The sequence below is a fragment of the Ruegeria denitrificans genome, assembly GCF_001458295.1.
Lineage (GTDB): Bacteria > Pseudomonadota > Alphaproteobacteria > Rhodobacterales > Rhodobacteraceae > Ruegeria > Ruegeria denitrificans.
Genome location: NZ_CYUD01000001.1, coordinates 327335 through 344543, shown reverse-complemented (window position 1 = coordinate 344543; position 17209 = coordinate 327335). Strand labels below are relative to the sequence as shown.

General features: G+C 58.4%; 14 protein-coding genes and 1 tRNA gene. 7 read left to right on the top strand and 8 right to left on the bottom strand.

Annotation, left to right across the window (positions count from 1 at the left end):
- Window positions 1-2: 2 nt before the first annotated feature.
- The 8 genes from RUE5091_RS01595 to RUE5091_RS01560 form a co-directional block, all read right to left on the bottom strand.
- Window positions 3-926, bottom strand: a complete 924-nt coding sequence (locus RUE5091_RS01595) for an alpha/beta hydrolase (protein WP_058280121.1) — start codon at window positions 924-926, stop codon at window positions 3-5.
- Between the two features lie 12 nt (window positions 927-938).
- Entirely contained in the window at window positions 939-2828 is a 1890-nt protein-coding gene (locus RUE5091_RS01590) for an acyl-CoA synthetase (RefSeq protein WP_058280120.1), read from the bottom strand.
- 157 nt (window positions 2829-2985) lie between these two features.
- On the bottom strand, window positions 2986-4806 hold the full coding sequence (locus RUE5091_RS01585) for an ABC transporter transmembrane domain-containing protein (protein ID WP_058280119.1): 1821 nt from the start codon (window positions 4804-4806) through the stop codon (window positions 2986-2988).
- Between the two features lie 128 nt (window positions 4807-4934).
- Window positions 4935-5009 (bottom strand) — tRNA-Gly (locus RUE5091_RS01580).
- A 114-nt stretch (window positions 5010-5123) separates the two neighbouring features.
- Window positions 5124-6254, bottom strand: a complete 1131-nt coding sequence (nagA, locus tag RUE5091_RS01575; protein WP_058280118.1) for an N-acetylglucosamine-6-phosphate deacetylase — start codon at window positions 6252-6254, stop codon at window positions 5124-5126.
- Window positions 6251-7279 (bottom strand): SIS domain-containing protein, encoded by a 1029-nt coding sequence (locus RUE5091_RS01570; protein ID WP_058280117.1) that lies wholly within the window; start codon window positions 7277-7279, stop codon window positions 6251-6253. The genes nagA and RUE5091_RS01570 overlap by 4 nt, the downstream gene beginning before the upstream one ends.
- 18 nt (window positions 7280-7297) lie before the next feature.
- Window positions 7298-8047 (bottom strand): GntR family transcriptional regulator, encoded by a 750-nt coding sequence (locus RUE5091_RS01565; protein WP_058280116.1) that lies wholly within the window; start codon window positions 8045-8047, stop codon window positions 7298-7300.
- Entirely contained in the window at window positions 8034-8909 is an 876-nt protein-coding gene (locus RUE5091_RS01560; RefSeq protein WP_058280115.1) for a glucosamine kinase nucleotide-binding domain-containing protein, read from the bottom strand. Before RUE5091_RS01560 ends, RUE5091_RS01565 begins: the two co-directional genes overlap by 14 nt.
- A gap of 169 nt (window positions 8910-9078) precedes the next feature.
- Between RUE5091_RS01560 and RUE5091_RS01555 the strand changes: the two genes are divergently transcribed.
- The 7 genes from RUE5091_RS01555 (at window position 9079) to RUE5091_RS01525 (ending at window position 17167) form a co-directional block, all read left to right on the top strand.
- A complete protein-coding gene (locus RUE5091_RS01555; RefSeq protein WP_058280114.1) occupies window positions 9079-9963 on the top strand; it encodes an N-acetylmuramic acid 6-phosphate etherase in 885 nt (294 codons plus the stop codon).
- A gap of 23 nt (window positions 9964-9986) precedes the next feature.
- Complete coding sequence (locus RUE5091_RS01550; protein ID WP_058280113.1) at window positions 9987-11240, top strand: ABC transporter substrate-binding protein; 1254 nt, start codon at window positions 9987-9989, stop codon at window positions 11238-11240.
- A gap of 65 nt (window positions 11241-11305) precedes the next feature.
- The gene (locus tag RUE5091_RS01545; RefSeq protein ID WP_058280112.1) at window positions 11306-12220 is read left to right on the top strand and encodes a carbohydrate ABC transporter permease; all 915 of its coding nucleotides are present in this window, start codon (window positions 11306-11308) and stop codon (window positions 12218-12220) included.
- 10 nt (window positions 12221-12230) lie between these two features.
- Complete coding sequence (locus RUE5091_RS01540) at window positions 12231-13070, top strand: carbohydrate ABC transporter permease (protein ID WP_058280111.1); 840 nt, start codon at window positions 12231-12233, stop codon at window positions 13068-13070.
- A complete protein-coding gene (locus RUE5091_RS01535; protein WP_058280110.1) occupies window positions 13067-14101 on the top strand; it encodes a Gfo/Idh/MocA family protein in 1035 nt (344 codons plus the stop codon). The genes RUE5091_RS01540 and RUE5091_RS01535 overlap by 4 nt, the downstream gene beginning before the upstream one ends.
- A complete protein-coding gene (locus tag RUE5091_RS01530; RefSeq protein WP_058280109.1) occupies window positions 14098-15093 on the top strand; it encodes an ABC transporter ATP-binding protein in 996 nt (331 codons plus the stop codon). Before RUE5091_RS01535 ends, RUE5091_RS01530 begins: the two co-directional genes overlap by 4 nt.
- 184 nt (window positions 15094-15277) lie before the next feature.
- A complete protein-coding gene (locus tag RUE5091_RS01525) occupies window positions 15278-17167 on the top strand; it encodes a PhoX family protein (protein ID WP_058280108.1) in 1890 nt (629 codons plus the stop codon).
- Window positions 17168-17209: the final 42 nt, after the last annotated feature.

Sequence of the window (17209 nt, the reverse complement as noted above, 5' to 3'; positions counted from 1 at the left end):
GATTAGTCGTAGGGCCAGATCTGCTGGCCCAATGCTTCGATGGCGACAGAAATCCGTTCGAAACTGTCTGCGGCGCGTTTGACCGAGGTACGCGCCCGCAGATACCCATGCACAAGGCCGGGCTCATTCACCCAATGCGCTCGCCCACCCGTTTCGGTGATCTTTCTGCAATAGGCCGGGCCATCGTCGCGCAACGGATCGCAATCGGCGGTAACCACTACGGTCGGCGGCAGGCCCGAGAAATCAATATCCTGCAGCGGCGCGAATGTCGGGTCGTTCTGCGGCGCAGGCCCGCCACAGCGCACTTTCTCATAGAACCGGATTTCTTCCAGCGTCAAAAGCGGTGCCTGAGCATGTTCGACGTATGACCCTGCGGATGTGTCTCCGCCCAGACCGGGATAGATGAGGACCTGCCCCAGCACCCCCTCAAGCCGTCCCCGCGCATGCTGCGCCACGGCGGCAGCCAGATTTCCCCCTGCGCTGTCCCCTGCCAGAATCAACGGGTCGCCAAATTCCTGCACTACCCAATTCGTCGCGGTCCAGCTGTCCTGAAACTGCGCCGGGTGCACATGTTCAGGGCACAGGCGATAATCCACAGCAACAACCCGATATCCGGTCTGCACACACAGTTCGGCGCAGACATCGTCATGGCTGTCCAACCCACCAACGACGAAACCGCCGCCATGAAAATAGACGACGGTTCGCGTTGGTTCTCCGGCGGTGTAAACCCGGACAGGCACACCTCCGGCAGACCTGTCCTGCACATCCAGACCAACGGGTCGGGGTTGGCGAAAGTCCTGACACATTCTGTTATAAACGCAACGCTGATCTTCGATCGACAGATCAACCGCGTCATCAGGATAGCTTTCAGCCGTTCGTTTTATGAACGCCCAGGTTTCTTCATCGATCAGACGTTCATAATCCATTTTCCCTCCCGATCAGGCAGCCCATTCCCACGGCCGGGTAAACGATCCCAGCACCTTACCAACATCGTCGTCCGAGCAGCCGTTCGCGTCAAGCTGCGCGACAAGCCCGCGCTTTTTGTCGTCCAGCACAGACACGACACGCGCGTCTAGGCCGGCCTCTTCCAGCGCGCCGTTATAAATGCGGGTGATCGCCTGTTTGCGCAATTCGGGTTTGAAGACCTTGCCCACGGCGGTCTTCGGCAACTCGTCCAGAATGGTCATGTGCTTGGGCCTTGCCGCACGTTCGTGGACATGCACGCCGCAGTACTCCATCAGCTCCTTCTCGGTCACACTGGCCCCGTCGACCAGTTCGACAAAGGCGCAGGGCACCTCGCCCGAGTGCGCGTCGGGCTGACCAATGGCGCCCGCAAAGGCAACCGCGGCGTGGCCCAGCAAGGCCTCTTCGATTTCTGCAGGGTCGATGTTGTGGCCACCGCGAATGATCAGGTCCTTGGCGCGGCCCGTGATCCACAGATACCCATCCTCGTCGAACCGGCCCAGATCACCGGTGCGCAGGTACTTTTCGAAATGGTACAGGTTCACGTTTTTGTCGGCCTCGGTGTAGGTGTTTCCTGCATAGACACCCGGGTTTGAAATGCAGATCTCGCCAATCGCATCCGCGCCGCATTCCTTGGGCCCATCGGGGCCATCTTGTAGGATCTTCACATCCGTATACGGGAATGGAATCCCGATCGACCCGATCTTCTTTTCCCCATCCACCGGGTTGCACGACACCAGACAGGTCGCCTCGGTCAGGCCATAGCCTTCGACAATGGTAACACCGGTTGCCTCTTCGAACCGGCGGAACAGTTCAACGGGCAGCGGGGCCGAACCCGAAAACGCCGTTTTCACGCTTGAGATATCGGCATCCACCGGGCGTTGCATCTTGGCGGCAATCGCGGTGGGGACGGTGATGATAAAACTGACCTTCCAGCGTTCGATCAGCTTCCAGAAATTGTCGAACACGCCATCGCCCCGATACCCGGCAGGGGTTGGGAAGACTACATGCGCGCCCGAGGACACCGCAGCCATAACAATCACATGCACAGCAAAGACATGGAACATCGGCAACGGGCACATGATCACGTCTTCATCCGAGAACAGCAGTGTGTTCCCAAGCCAGCCATTATAGATCAGGCCCGAATATTTATGCTGCGCTACCTTGGGCATTCCGGTCGTGCCGCCAGTGTGAAAATAGCAGGCAACTCGATCTTCGGTGCTGTCCTCGAACGTCAGGGTCGTAGGCTGTTTGGCCAGCTCTTGATTGAAGTTCTTATAGTCCGCGTGGGCAAGATGTTCCTTGTCGCCCATTTTGGGGCGCAAGAACGGGACCAGCCAGGATTTTGGCGGCGTCAAATAGCGGTTGAGGTCGATCTCAAGAATAGTTTTGACGTTAGGCGCATGACGCACGGCCTCTTCGACCTTTTGCGCCACATCGGCCTTGGGGAAAGATTTCAGCGTGACCACGACCTTGGCACCGGTTTCGCGCAGGATCGCAGCGATTTGCTCGGGCTCAAGCAACGGGTTGATCGGGTTCACGATGCCTGCAACCGCCCCCCCCATCATGGTGACCAACGTCTCGTTACTGTTGGGCAGCACGTAGGCCACGACGTCCTTTTCCCCGATCCCCAGCGAGCGGAACAGGTTTGCGGCCTGATTGACTTTACCCAGCAGTTCCGACCACGTCAGCGTTTCGGCCCTGTCGGTCGGCCCGGACAACAGCTGAAAGCTGATCGCATTGCTGTTGGGAAACTTGCTTGCCGTGCGCGACAGCAACTGATGGAAGGTGACCGGAACATCGCGGTCCTCCCACGGCATTTCCTGCTCCATCCTTGCCTTGTCTTCCAAACCCACAAAGGCCATGTGGCTCCTCCCTTATCTCTCCCGTGTCCGGCACGGGTTATGTATCCACCGCCAAGATGGAAGCAAAACCGTGCATGATCAAGGAAGGGCTTAGCTGCGAAGCCCGGAAAGAGGTAGAATTACGCTGCGGAGCGAATTGCCCTGCCCCAGCGTCACGTTATTCAGCCGCCATGCCGTCAGTAAACTGCAGACGCGCCAATCTGGCATACAGACCGTCTTGTGCCACCAGATCGTCATGGGTGCCCTGCGCCACGATCCGGCCAGCCTCCATCACCACAATCCGGTCAGCCTTTTTGACAGTCGCCAGCCGGTGCGCCACGATCAGCGTGGTGCGCCCGGCCCGCATTTGATCGACGGCCCCCTGCACGGCGCGCTCGCTTTCGGCATCCAGTGCCGAGGTCGCCTCGTCCAGCAGCAGTACCGGCGCGTCCCGCAGGATCGCACGGGCAATAGCGATACGTTGTTTTTGCCCACCCGACAGCATAACGCCGCGTTCACCAACGAAACTGTCATAGCCTTCAGGCAGGGCCGAGATGAATTCATGCGCGGCGGCGGCACGGGCGGCGGCCTCAACCTCGGCATCAGTGGCATCCAGACGGCCAAAGCGGATGTTTTCACGGGCCGAGGCGGCAAAGATGGTCGGGTCCTGCGGAACCAGAGCCATATACCGACGGAAATCAGCTCGGTCGATATCACGCAGGTCGACGCCATCTATGCTGACCCGACCCGAAACCGGATCGTAAAATCGCAGGATCAACTGGATGACGGTCGTTTTGCCTGCCCCCGAGGGGCCGACAAAAGCCACCGTCTCGCCGGGTTTTACCTGCAATGACAGATGTTCCAGTGTCACAACATCGGGGCGTGATGGATAGCGGAAGGTCACGTCGTCGAAACGAATCTCTCCCCGAACCGGCATGGGCAGCGCCTTGGGATTCGTCGGATCGGTAACGGTGTCCTGTACATTCAACAGTTCCACCAGCCGCTCGGTTGCTCCTGCGGCGCGTTGCAGTTCGCTCCAGATTTCAGACAGAGCGGCCACGGACCCGGCCATGATGATCGAATAGATCACGAATTGGATCAGAACGCCTTCGGTCATCACGCCGTTTCGAACGTCATTTGCGCCCATCCAAAGAACGCCGACAATGCCCGAAAACACCAGAAAGATAACAATCACCGTCAGAACCGCACGGGTCTGAATACGGCGCAGCGAGACGGCATAGGAGGTTTCAGTCATATCCGCGAACTGTTTGCGGCTGGCCTGTTCATGGGTAAAGGCTTGCACCGTTTGCACCGCGCTCAGCGCTTCACCCGCGTTACCGGACGAGGCTGCGATCCAATCCTGGTTTTCGCGGCTGATCACCCGCAGACGACGCCCCAATACCAGAATCGGCACTACCACGACCGGGATCAACAGCAAAACTAGCCCCGTCAGCTTAGCCGATGTTAGCAGCATCAACACCAACCCACCGAAGAACAACAACATGTTGCGCAACGCTATGGAAACGGACGAGCCCAGCACTGACTGAATAAGCGTCGTGTCAGTGGTAATCCGGCTCAGGACCTCGCCGGTCATGATCCGTTCGTAGAATTCGGGGCTCATACCGATGACGCGGTCGAACACGGCCTCGCGAATATCGGCCACGACGCGTTCGCCCAGCCGGGTGACAAGCGCATAGCGTAGGCCAGTGCCCACGGCCAGAACCCCGGCGATGCCCAGTGCGGCCAGAAAGTACCACTCTAACAGCTCACCGTCTTCGATGCGGAAATTGTCGACCACACGGCGCACGGCCAGTGGCAGCGCAAGGGTCATGCTGGCCGTCAGAACCAGCGCCAGAATCGCCCCGGCCATCAACGTCCGATAGGGGCGCATGAAAGGCCACAGTGACGCCAGGACGCCAATTTTCTTGGACCGGGCGCGCTCTTCACTGGCACCGGGTGCAGGTTGCTGTGCTGGACTGGCTGGGGCGGTTTTTGCCATGCGTGGCCCTTAATTCATGTTCTCATTCTCGTGATCGCTTCTTGGCGGCAGCGGACGGTGGGGTCAAGCAGGGCATCACGAATAGGCCACCGGTCAGGGCTATTTGACGCAGAATTATGGGGCTGATTTGGAGCGGGCGGCGGGAATCGAACCCGCTTCATCAGCTTGGAAGGCTGAGGTAATAGCCAGTATACGACGCCCGCTCAGCGCTGGTCGGTTTAAGGGATGCGTCTGGTGCCGTCAAGCGCCGTTCGACGGTGGAAATCAATTTCTGTCACTCGGTTTTGGCGAAGGTGACAGGCAGCTTTTCTTCAATCCTATTCGCAAAGCCACGAACAGGAATCGAGGTCCGCTGAAATGCGGATCATCGACTCGGCGCGCAGCGGTTGCGCGACCGGTTGACCAATCAGAATCGCCGGATAGGTTGTAGCAGCCGCCAACGCATCCTGAAGCGGCACGCCAGCCCGATTGACCAAAGTTCCTATCGCAGTTGTCAGATCCAGATCAGCCCCGGCCAGCGTTCCATCCTCAAGCGTCAGACGGCCGTCCGTCCGCGTAATCCTGCGGCCCTCCAGTTTAAATGCGGACTGATCGGTGCCTGCGACCGCCATCGCATCGCTGACCAGAAAGATCTGGCCAGGCGCGGTTTTGGCGGCCCAGGCCGCGCGGATCGTTTCGGGATGAACATGGATGCCGTCGGCGATCAATCCCGCCGACAGCTGGCCAGTTGCCAACGCCGCCCCGACCAGACCGGGTTCGCGGCTGCCCAGCTGGCTCATGGCGTTGAACAGGTGTGTAACACAACGTGCGCCCGCCGCAGCATAACGCTGACACGTCTCAAAGTTTGCACCACTATGACCCAGCGACACCAAAACCCCTGCGTCAGACAAGGCCTGCACCTGTTGCTCAGACACGGATTCGGGCGCAAGGGTCACCTTCAGGCAAGGCAACTCGCTTGCAGCCGCAATCAACGCGGCGAGATCCGCGTCCTTCATCGGGCGGATCAATGCCCCGTCATGCGCCCCCTTGCGTGCCACCGACAGGTGCGGTCCCTCAAGGTGCAACCCTGCCACACCCGGAACCCCTGCACGAACGGCCTGAATCGCGGCGGCGATGGCTGCCTTGGTTTTCTCGGGCGTGTCAGTAATCAACGTCGGCAACAAGGATACTACGCCAAGACGGTGATGCGCCTCAGTGATCTTATGAATCGTGTCGACGGTTGGATCATCGTTAAACATCACGCCACCGCCGCCATTCACCTGCAGGTCGACGTAACCAGGGCACAGAATATCTCCGTTCAGGTCGACGACCTGCCCTTCGGATCTTGCAGCCCCTTCAGGTTCAAGCGCGGCCAGAGCGCCCTGACGAAAGGTCATGGCATAATTGCAAAGCAGGCGCGTGCCATCAAACATGGCACCGTTGAGATATGTCTTGGATTCCGAGATCATACCGTCTCTGTCACCTTTCTCAGATGGCGCGGCGTGTCAGGATCAATCCCGCGTGCCTGCGCGACGGCCTCGACCATGCTGTAAAACGAAGTGATAGCGGCAATGGGGTCGGTCAGCCAGTGATCGGTGCGAGTTACCGGCAAGCTATGTGCCTTAGTGACCTTATCGGTCGCCGCGAAAACAGCCGCACCCTTGCCCGCCAGCGCATCGGCAGCCTCGGCCGTTGTCTGTTCGGCGGCGTCTGCGGCTGCAAACACGATAGCGGGAAACCCCTGTTCAACGATTGAGACCGGACCATGCAAAACTTCAGCCGCCGAATAGCTTTCGGCGTGAATCTGACATGTTTCCTTGATCTTCAGCGCAGCCTCATTCGACATCGCAAAAGACGGACCCCGGCCCAGCGTGAACAGTGATCGACCAGTAATGGCATCAGCCGCCGCCGACCAATCGCATTGCGCGGCCTGCGCCAGATGACCCGGCAAGGCTCGGATCGCGGTGGTCAGAGCTTCATCCCCTTTAATCTCAGCCAACAGCCACAACCCTGCCACCAGCGACGTTACGAATGTCTTGGTTGCAGCCACGCTCAGTTCCGGCCCCGCATGCAGCGGCAATACCGCATCCGTCACATCCGCAAGGCGCGAGGCGGTGTTGTTGGTGATCGCCACTGTTACCCCGCCCGAGGATTTCAGCGAACGGCTCATCCCCACAATGTCCGGACTTTGGCCCGACTGCGACACGGACAGACACAGCGCCCCGGTCGCACGAAGATCGGCCCCATAGATCGAACGAACCGACGGCCCGACCGAAGCGACGGGGAGGTTCAACATCAATTCAGCGGCGTATTTCAGATAGGTGCAGGCGTGATCGGACGACCCCCGCGCCACTGTGATCAGGAACCCGGGGCCAGCCTCTTTCACGCGTGCAGCCGCCTCCTGAATATTGGCCGCACCCTGGCTCAGCAATCGGTCAACGGCGTCGGGGATTTCCAAAACCTCCTGACGCATTTTCGAACTGTGTTCTGACATGCTTACTTGCCTTTCCGGCTATAACCGCAACTCGGCGACAAAGTCATAGGTGTCGCCCCGATAGAGGGACCGGGTCAGTTCGGCGACCCGCCCGTTTTTAAGGAATGAAACGCGTTCGATATTCAGCCCGGCGGCCCCTTCGGGCACCTCCAGCAACTCGGCCTCGCGCGCCGCAAGGTTGAGGGCCGATATCTTCTGAACCGCACGCACAGGCCGCCGCCCCAGCCCATCCAGCACCTCATAGAGCGAAGTAGTCACCTCGATCGGGTTCGGCAGGATGTCCAACGGCAGCGCGGCGCGTTCCAGCGCCAGCGGGCGACCATCGGCCTCGCGCAAACGGTAGATGCGCGAAATCTGTTCGCCCTCTTTCAGGCTTAACGCTTCGATTTCCTCGGGCGTCGGCGCAAAGACACCGCGCTCAAGCCATTTCGAGGTGGTTTGCATACCACGGCTCGACATGTCTTCGGTGAATGAAGTCAAATGGGTCAGTGATTGTTCGACCCGCGCAACGCGTTCGCGAATGAAGGAGCCGGATCCCTGACGTTGCTCGATCACGCCTTCCTGCACCAGTTCCTGAATTGCCTTGCGGACTGTGACACGCGACAAGTCAGTGATTTCAACCAGTTCGCGTTCCGACGGCAGTGAAGAATTCGGAGGCAGAACGCCGGTGTCGATCCCCTCTTGCAGCCTGTGCCTGAGCTGAACATAGCGCGGGCCTTTGTCCGGGCTCAGCCACAGATCGGCGCGCAGAAAGTCAGAGATGCTCATGTCGGATCTCCTTCGCCAGGGCCAATGCCCCGGTCAGCGGTTCAGCCTGTGGCGGGCGAATGGCCGCTTGCATGTCATCAGGCAGATAGCCCGCATACTGCCCGGCAATCCCACCTGTAAGACAGATCGCTCGGCCAGCGTGCCAACCCAATCTTTTAGCGGTTTCTGTAATGTAACTTGCACCGGCCCGCATGATATAGGTGGCTACTTCATCACCCGTCTTCGCGGCAGACGTCACGACAGGCGCCAGCGCCCCGAACTGGGCGGGCGTCGCCGTGCCAGCAAACCGCACAATGCCAGCGGGACCTTGAAGGTCAGCCAAAAGTTTTTGCGTCAGACCCGTCTTAATCTGCGTGTCATCAAAAGCGCACAGCGTTTCGGCCAAAGCTCTGCGTCCAACCCATTGGGCCGAGGCTTCGTCCCCCAGAATCGCCCCCCATCCTCCGGCAAACCGCATCACACCATCCACCTGCACAGCAAGGAACGACCCGGTGCCGCAATGAGCGATCAAACCGTCCTGTGCACCCAACGCCCCCCGAACGGCAGCGGGTCGGTCATCCTCGACCCGCGCGCAAGTCAGGCTCAGCGCATCCCGTAAACGTGCGGCAATCCCGGCATCAGTGACGCCTGCCAAACCGATGAATGCCGGCAGTTCGCGCAGGTTATCAGTCGTCAGACCGACCTGACCCGACAAGTGATCTAACCCCGCCCGAATCTGCGTCAACGCACTGTCGAAATCGGTCGAAACATTGGCGGCACCGGTTTCGACACAACGGACCACGCCCCTTAATTCACAGGCGACACGACACCGTGTTCCGCCCCCATCTACGGCCAGCACAGCATTATTATGAGACTCAATCATAGCAATACCATTATAATACCTTTTAGTTTTAAGGAAGACCCTATTCGGAGAAAATTGGCCAATTTCCTCCTAAGTCAGTGAAACTGGCTGGAAAATCTCATTCAGAAATAAAATTCTAGACAAGTGGTATTAGATAGGTATTGTATAGAGAACACATGGGAGGATTCTCTTGACGCTGCCGTCGACCGAAAAGTTGCATCCTGATGCTGCACGCCTGACCCAAGGCGACCTGGCTGCTTCAGCTCGTGCGCTGATCGAAGGTCAGATTGCCGCAGCCACAGCCGTCCGTAACGCTGAGGACAACATCGTCCGGGGGGCCGGGGCGATGGCAAAGACCATTCGGGCAGAGGGCGTGTTGCATTTTGTGGCCGCCGGGTCGTCTGGTCTGATGGCCGCCGCCGACGCACAAGAGTTGGGCGGCACATTCTCGATCTCACCTGCCCAACTGCGCATTCACATGGCAGGCGGCCTGCCCACCGGGGTCGAAATGCCCGGCGGGGCCGAAGATGCAACCGAAGGGTTAGAGCTCGCGTTGGGCGGCCTCCAGACCAAAGACACAGTGATTGCGGTTTCAGCCAGCGGATCTACGCCCTACACAGTGTCCGCAATGGACATTGCCCTGGCCAAGGGCGCAACCGTGATCAGCATCGCCAATAACGCGGGCAGCCCTCTGCTGACGGGTGCCGACATTCCCATCCTTCTGACCACACCGCCCGAGCTGATCTCGGGCTCTACCCGCATGGGCGCGGGAACAGCGCAGAAGATTGCGCTGAACATGCTGTCATCGCTTATGGCGGTCGAGCTTGGCCATGTGCACGGCGGAATGATGGTCAATCTGCGCGCTGACAATGACAAGCTGCGGGGTCGCGCCGCAGGGATCGTCGCCCGCATTGCTGACGTCGATACAAAGACTGCGCAACACGCGCTGGACATCGCACATGGCGATGTAAAGCCCGCCATCCTGATTGCTGCACAAGACCTGTCTCTGGCGCAAGCTGACGCGCGTCTGCAGGCCACGAACGGAGTTCTGACCGCAGCATTGGCCAAAGATTAACAACCACATAACGGGAGAGAGAAATGAAACACACAAGACTGAAACTGGCTTTACTGGGCACGACTCTGATGGCCACAACCGCATATGCCGAAGACGTAACCCTGACCATCGAGAGCTGGCGTAATGACGACTTAACCTTGTGGCAGGACCAGATCATTCCCGCGTTCGAAGCGCAGCATCCGGGCATTAAGATTGACTTCACCCCGTCTGCACCAGCAGAGTACAACGCCGTTCTGAACTCGAAGCTGGATGCCGGGTCAGCCGGTGACCTGATTACCTGCCGCCCCTTTGATGCCTCTTTGGCGCTGTATGACGCTGGACACCTGAGCGATTTGTCCGGGGTCGATGCAATGAGCAACTTCTCGGACGTGGCGAAATCGGCCTGGCAGACGGATGATGGCGCGGTCACATTCTGCGTTCCGATGGCTTCTGTAATTCATGGCTTCATTTACAACAAGGACGCTTTTGCTGAACTTGGCCTTGAGGTCCCAACGACCGAGGATGAATTCTTTGCCGCGCTCGACAAAATCCGGGAAGACGGTACGTATATCCCTATGGCGATGGGCACCAACGACCAGTGGGAAGCGGCCACCATGGGTTACAACAACATCGGGCCGAACTACTGGAAGGGTGAGGAAGGCCGTCAGGCCCTGATCGCGGGTGAGCAAAAGCTAACCGATGAGGCCTGGACCGCCCCCTATGCCACATTGGCCCGTTGGGGCGAGTATCTGGGCGACGGGTATGAGGCACAGACCTATCCCGACAGTCAGAACATCTTCACACTGGGTCGGGCGGCGATCTATCCCGCAGGGTCATGGGAAATCTCGGGCTTTAATACACAGGCCGACTTCGAGATGGGGGCATTCAAACCGCCAGTCCGCAACGCGGGCGACACCTGTTATATTTCGGACCACACCGATATCGGCATTGGCATGAACGCCGCGACTGAACACCCCGAGGCCGCTGAGACTTTCTTGGCCTGGGTCGCAAGCCCCGAATTTGCCGAAATCTTTGGCAATGCCCTGCCCGGTTTCTTCCCACTGTCTGATACCCCGGTCGAATTGCAGGACCCATTGGCCAAGGAAATCGTAGGCTGGCGCAACGAGTGTGAATCAACCATTCGCTCGACCTATCAAATCCTGTCGCGCGGCACGCCAAACCTTGAGAATGAAACCTGGGGCGCATCGGTTGCCGCAATCAAAGGTGCCAAATCCCCCGAGGAACTGGGTGCAGAACTGCAGGAAGGCCTCGCCTCCTGGTACGCGCCGCATCAGTAAACCATGGCATACCCGGGCGACAATGATCGCCCGGGTAAACCCGACACCCCATTGAAAGCTGCCCAATGAACCGCCCCCGCTTACGCTGGCATATCGTCGTGTTTCTGGCACCCGCCGTGCTTGTCTATACCGCAGTTATGATCTTTCCGCTGTTCAACACGCTACGTCTGGCGCTGTACACCGAGATCGACCAGACCCGCGTATTTGTCGGATTGCAGAATTTTCAAACACTGTTCTTTGACCCGATCTGGTCTGAACAGTTCTGGAATGCGTTGGGGAATAATTTCTGGTTTTTCCTGATCCACATGCTGGTTCAGAACCCCATTGGCATCGCTCTGGCCGCGCTGCTCAGCCACCCACGCCTGCGATTTGCGGCGCTGTATAGGTCGGCGATCTTCATCCCTACGATCCTGAGCTTTGTGATCGTCGGCTTTGCCTGGAAACTGATCCTGTCACCGATCTGGGGCATCGCGCCTTCCATGCTGGACGCAATTGGGCTGAAATCCCTGTTCGCTCCATGGCTGGGAAAAGAGGAATACGCACTGACCACGCTGGCGCTGATCTCGGTCTGGCAATTCGTGGGCATCCCGATGATGCTCATCTATGCCGCCTTGCTGACCATTCCGGAAGAAATCCTTGAGGCGGGCGAGATCGACGGTATCACCGGGGCCTCGGCCTTCTGGAAGATCAAGTTGCCGCTGATCCTGCCATCAATCGGGATCATCTCGATCCTGACTTTTGTCGGAAACTTCAACGCGTTCGACCTGATCTATGCTGCACAGGGCGCGTTAGCCGGGCCGGATTTCTCAACCGACATTCTGGGCACGTTCATGTACCGCACCTTCTTTGGTTTTCAGCTGCAACTGGGCGACCCGCATATGGGATCGGCCATTGCCGGGGCCATGTTTGCCATCATCCTGGTCGGTGTCTGCATCTATCTGTTCGGCATCCAGACCCGGATGCGCCGGTATCAACTGTGAGGGCCCAGCGATGAACAAAGCGCGCCAAAATCCCTTCAACACCGCTGCAATGCACGGAGCGTTGATCCTGTATACGCTGATCGCCCTGTTCCCGGTCTTTGTCATTCTGATCAACAGCTTCAAAACCCGTCGAGCTATCTTTCGCGAACCCCTGGCCCTGCCCAGCGCCGACAGTTTCTCGCTGATCGGATACGAGACGGTCATGAAGCAGGGGGATTTCTTCCTCTATTTCCAGAACTCGATGATCGTCACGGTCGCGTCACTGTTCTTTGTCCTGTTATTTGGCGCCATGGCTGCCTATGCGCTGTCTGAATACCAGTTCAGGGGCAACCTGCTTATGGGGCTGTATCTGGCGTTGGGAATCATGATCCCGATCCGCATCGGCACTGTGGCGATCCTTGAGATGATGGTGGCGACGGGGCTGGTGAATACGCTCTGGGCGCTGATCCTTGTTTATACAGCGCAGGGGTTACCTTTGGCGGTGTTCATCCTGTCCGAATTCATGCGGCAAGTCAGTGATGATCTTAAGAACGCGGGGCGCATCGACGGGCTGTCGGAATACACAATCTTTTTCCGGCTGGTGCTTCCGCTGGTCCGCCCAGCCATGGCGACCGTGGCCGTGTTCAACATGATCCCAATCTGGAACGACTTGTGGTTCCCGCTGATCCTTGCTCCGGCTGAAGAAACCAAAACGCTGACGCTGGGTAGCCAAGTCTTTATCGGCCAGTTCGTCACTGATTGGAACGCGGTCTTGTCGGCGCTGTCGATGGCAATCCTGCCGGTGCTGGTGCTCTACGTTATCTTCTCACGCCAGCTGATCCGCGGCATTACATCCGGAGCTGTCAAATGACCCGTGTTCTGATCGCAGGCCTGGGCAATATGGGGCTGAGCCATGCGTTGGCCCATCACTACCATCCGGACGCGCAGATTGTTGGGCTGGTGAACCGATCCGGTCGAGTGGAGCACCCAGAGCTTTCAGACTACCCGGCTTATTCGGATTTCGAAACTGCGCTGGCAGAGACCAAACCCGATCTCGTCGTAGTCGCCACCTATTCCGACAGCCACGCAGACTATGCCTGTGCCGCGATGGAGGCGGGGGCGCATGTGTTCGTTGAAAAGCCACTGGCCACCAACGTCGCCGACGCTCGGCGCGTGGTCGAGACAGCAACGCGGCTGAACCGCAAGTTGGTGGTCGGGTACATCCTGCGCCATCACCCGTCATGGGTGCAACTGATCTCTGAATCCCGCAATCTGGGGGGACCCTATGTGTTCCGCCTGAATCTGAACCAGCAATCCTCGGGCGCGGAATGGGAGACGCATAAGGCCCTGATGCAGACAACCTCGCCTATCGTCGATTGCGGTGTGCACTATGTCGACGTGATGTGCCAGATCACTGACGCACGCCCCATTCGTGTCCACGGAATGGGCTTGCGCCTTTCCGATGAGATCGCCGAAGGCATGTATAATTATGGCCAGTTTCAGGTGATGTTCGCTGATGGCTCGGTCGGCTGGTACGAAGCCGGCTGGGGCCCGATGATGTCTGAAACGGCCTTTTTCGTGAAAGATATCGTGTCGCCCAACGGATCGGTTTCGATCACCGACGGCAACAAGGGGGCTTCGTCCGATATCGACGGGCACACCAAGGTCGGCGGGTTGCTGATCCATACGCCAGGCGGCGACCGCACTGTCGAGATGCCCGACGAGCCCGGCCACCAGGAACTATGTGACGCTGAGCAAGCCTATATGCTGCGCGCTATCGCTGAAGACATCGATATGACGCGCCACATGAACGACGCCGTTCAATCCCTCGCCATTTGTCTGGCCGCGGATGAAAGCATCCGCACTGGCCAGCCCGTTTCCCTTGAGGAGCCCGCAAAATGACCGCCCTAATGCTGAGCAATGTGAACAAGTCCTTCGGCAATGTGCATGTCCTCAAAGACATCACGCTTGAGGTAGAAGAAGGCGAGTTTGTCGTCTTCGTCGGCCCTTCGGGCTGCGGCAAGTCCACCTTGTTGCGTGTGATTGCAGGGCTTGAGGATGCGTCCTCGGGCGAGATCAACATCGGCGGCCAACAGGTCAATTTGGTACCCCCTTCCAAACGAGGCATTGCGATGGTGTTCCAGAGTTATGCGCTTTATCCGCATCTCAGCGTGCGCGGAAACATGACCCTTGCGCTGAAGCAAGAGAAACAGTCGAAAGCGATGATCGAAGAACGTGTCTCCATTGCCAGCCGGATGCTGAACCTCGAACCCTATCTGGATCGCTATCCGTCTGAACTGTCGGGCGGTCAGCGGCAGCGCGTAGCGATTGGGCGGGCTATTGTTCGTAAACCCAAGTTATTCTTGTTTGACGAACCGCTGTCCAATCTGGACGCCGCCCTGCGGATGAATACGCGGATCGAGATCGCCAACCTACACCGCGCGCTGGATGCCTCGATGATCTATGTCACCCATGACCAGACCGAGGCGATGACGCTGGCCGACAAGATCGTCGTGCTGCGCGACGGGAGGGTGGAACAGATCGGCAGCCCGATGGAATTGTATAACAACCCTGCAAACCAGTTCGTGGCCGGGTTTCTGGGCTCTCCTTCCATGAATTTCCTACCCGAAGGCTTGCTGGGCGATGGCGGTCAGAACACCATCGGCATCCGCCCCGAGGATCTGTTTCTGGCTGACGATGGCCCGCTGGCTGCGCGTGTCAGCCACGTGGAGAAATTAGGTGGGGATACAAACGTCATCGCCAAAGTACACGACCAATCCGTGACCGCGCGACTGTTCGGCCAGCACGCCATTTCCGAAGGTCAGGAATTGCGGTTCACCTACGCCGCCGAAAAGGCGTATCGGTTTGATGCAGACGGTCAACGTTTGCGCTGAATGTCGTAGGGTTGCATGGGCTCGCTGATACCCGCAATCCCCTGCGAATAAGACGTTCGCCCTTTTCATCTCTCTCATAACCTTGAAGGATGGGATGACCCTTTTAACTGGGTTGTTATCAACCTGTCACAAAGACCTCCTAAATGTATTTCATCTGCTATATTCTGACAGCTAGGAGCCATTCATGAAAGATGTTGATCCCACCACCCTGTCCGCCGATGACTGGGATGAGCTGCATTTCCCCCGCCCCGAAGAAAATGATTTTGACCGCGTGGTTGAACGCGCCATCTCGCGCCGTGGTTTCCTGGGTGGCGTTCTGGCGTTTGGTTCAGGCGCAGCGGCCATGGGCGCGGGCCTGATGGGGTCGACTGCTGCCCACGCTGTCACTGCTTCCCGCTTCGCCTTTACTCCGATTGCCGCCCAGACCGATGGCACCGTTCACGTGCCGGAAGGGTACGAATGGAAGACGCTGATGCGCTGGGGCGATCCGCTGTTTTCTGACGCCGATGGGTACGACCTGACTGACGGTGGCCCGGTTCAGAAATCGGATCGTGTCTTTGGCGAGAACACCGACGGGATGGAGACCTTCTCGTTTCAGGGTCACGAACTGATCGCGATCAACCACGAATACCCAAACCGCAAGATCAACTTGCCTGCTGCCCAGGAGGGCGTGCCCGCCAACGTGGACGACGTTCTGAAGTTGCAGAACATACAGGGTGTGACCGTGATGGAAATCACCGAAACCCCCAACGGCTGGTCGGTTATCAAAGACAGTCCTTTCAACCGCCGCGTCCACCATAACACGCCCATGAAGTTCGTCGGTCCTGCAGCGGGTCATGACCTGCTGAAGACCGAAGCTGATCCAACCGGCACGACCTCGCTGGGTACTATGAACAATTGCGGTGCGGGCAAGACGCCTTGGGGTACCTACCTGACCTGCGAAGAAAACTTTAACGGCTATTTCGGATCGTCTGACGAAAACGCCAGCTACGACCAGAAGGTCGCCGACGGCTTCAATCGCTATGGCGTCAAAGCCGAAAGCTGGAACGGGTATGAGCTGTTCGACCCACGCTTTGACACCTCGAAAAACCCCAATGAGCCGCACCGCGCGGGTTGGATTGTGGAAGTCGACCCGACCAAGCCGGACAGCACACCGATCAAACACACCGGTCTGGGCCGCTTCAAACACGAAAACGCCGAGGTGACGCTGGCCGCAGATGGTCGCGTGGTTGTCTATATGGGCGATGATGAGCGTGGCGAGTATCTGTACAAGTTCGTTTCGAACGGCACCTACCAACCGGGGGCTGAGACCGAGAGCCTATTGAATGACGGCACGCTTTACGTTGCCAAGTTCGGCGAAGACGCAACTGGCGAATGGCTGCCCCTGACACCGGAAACCACCGGTATGGATGATCCTGAAATCCGGATCTTTACCCGCATGGCGGCTTCTGCTGCTGGCGGCACCACCATGGATCGCCCCGAATGGGTAGCGTCGAGCCCAGTTGCGGTCGAAGCCTATTGCTGCCTGACCAACAACAAAAACCGCGGCGTCAAGCCGAATGCCGGCGGTGATGACACTCCGATCAACGCCGCCAACCCACGTGAGGCAAACAAATACGGTCAGATCGTGCGCTGGCGTCCGGCGAATGACGACCATGCCGCCGAGGCGTTCGACTGGGATCTGTACGTTATGGCGGGCAATCCGACAGTGCATTCCGATGACCGCGCGGGTTCGCCAAATATAAATGAGGGCAACCTGTTCAATTCACCCGATGGAATGGTCATCGACTCGACCGGCCTGATCTGGATTCAGACAGACGGTAAGGACAATAACGAGGGTGATTTTGCTGGCAACGGCAACAACCAAATGCTGGTTGGGGATTCGGTGACCGGCGAGATCGCGCGGTTCATGACCGGTCCTAATGGCTGTGAGGTCACCGGTCTGGCCTGGTCCACCGACCTGCGCACCATGTTTGTTGGCATCCAGCATCCGGGCAGCAACTGGCCCGATGGGGGTACGCCAAGATCATCGGTCATTGCGATCAAGCGCACCGATAATGGTCTGGTCGGTTAAGCACGATAGAAAACGATCCTTGTCTTTAAGGTCGGGGGCGCT

Bases quoted from the DNA above. Each gene is read 5' to 3' on its own strand.
- RUE5091_RS01530 (WP_058280109.1), top strand. From the start codon at position 14,098: ATGACCGCCCTAATGCTGAGCAATGTGAACAAGTCCTTCGGCAATGTG.
- RUE5091_RS01570 (WP_058280117.1), bottom strand. From the start codon at position 7,279: ATGTCAGAACACAGTTCGAAAATGCGTCAGGAGGTTTTGGAAATCCCC.
- RUE5091_RS01590 (WP_058280120.1), bottom strand. From the start codon at position 2,828: ATGGCCTTTGTGGGTTTGGAAGACAAGGCAAGGATGGAGCAGGAAATG.
- nagA (WP_058280118.1), bottom strand. From the start codon at position 6,254: ATGATCTCGGAATCCAAGACATATCTCAACGGTGCCATGTTTGATGGC.
- RUE5091_RS01545 (WP_058280112.1), top strand. From the start codon at position 11,306: ATGAACCGCCCCCGCTTACGCTGGCATATCGTCGTGTTTCTGGCACCC.
- RUE5091_RS01540 (WP_058280111.1), top strand. From the start codon at position 12,231: ATGAACAAAGCGCGCCAAAATCCCTTCAACACCGCTGCAATGCACGGA.
- RUE5091_RS01565 (WP_058280116.1), bottom strand. From the start codon at position 8,047: ATGAGCATCTCTGACTTTCTGCGCGCCGATCTGTGGCTGAGCCCGGAC.
- RUE5091_RS01535 (WP_058280110.1), top strand. From the start codon at position 13,067: ATGACCCGTGTTCTGATCGCAGGCCTGGGCAATATGGGGCTGAGCCAT.
- RUE5091_RS01525 (WP_058280108.1), top strand. From the start codon at position 15,278: ATGAAAGATGTTGATCCCACCACCCTGTCCGCCGATGACTGGGATGAG.
- RUE5091_RS01585 (WP_058280119.1), bottom strand. From the start codon at position 4,806: ATGGCAAAAACCGCCCCAGCCAGTCCAGCACAGCAACCTGCACCCGGT.
- RUE5091_RS01595 (WP_058280121.1), bottom strand. From the start codon at position 926: ATGGATTATGAACGTCTGATCGATGAAGAAACCTGGGCGTTCATAAAA.
- RUE5091_RS01560 (WP_058280115.1), bottom strand. From the start codon at position 8,909: ATGATTGAGTCTCATAATAATGCTGTGCTGGCCGTAGATGGGGGCGGA.
- RUE5091_RS01550 (WP_058280113.1), top strand. From the start codon at position 9,987: ATGAAACACACAAGACTGAAACTGGCTTTACTGGGCACGACTCTGATG.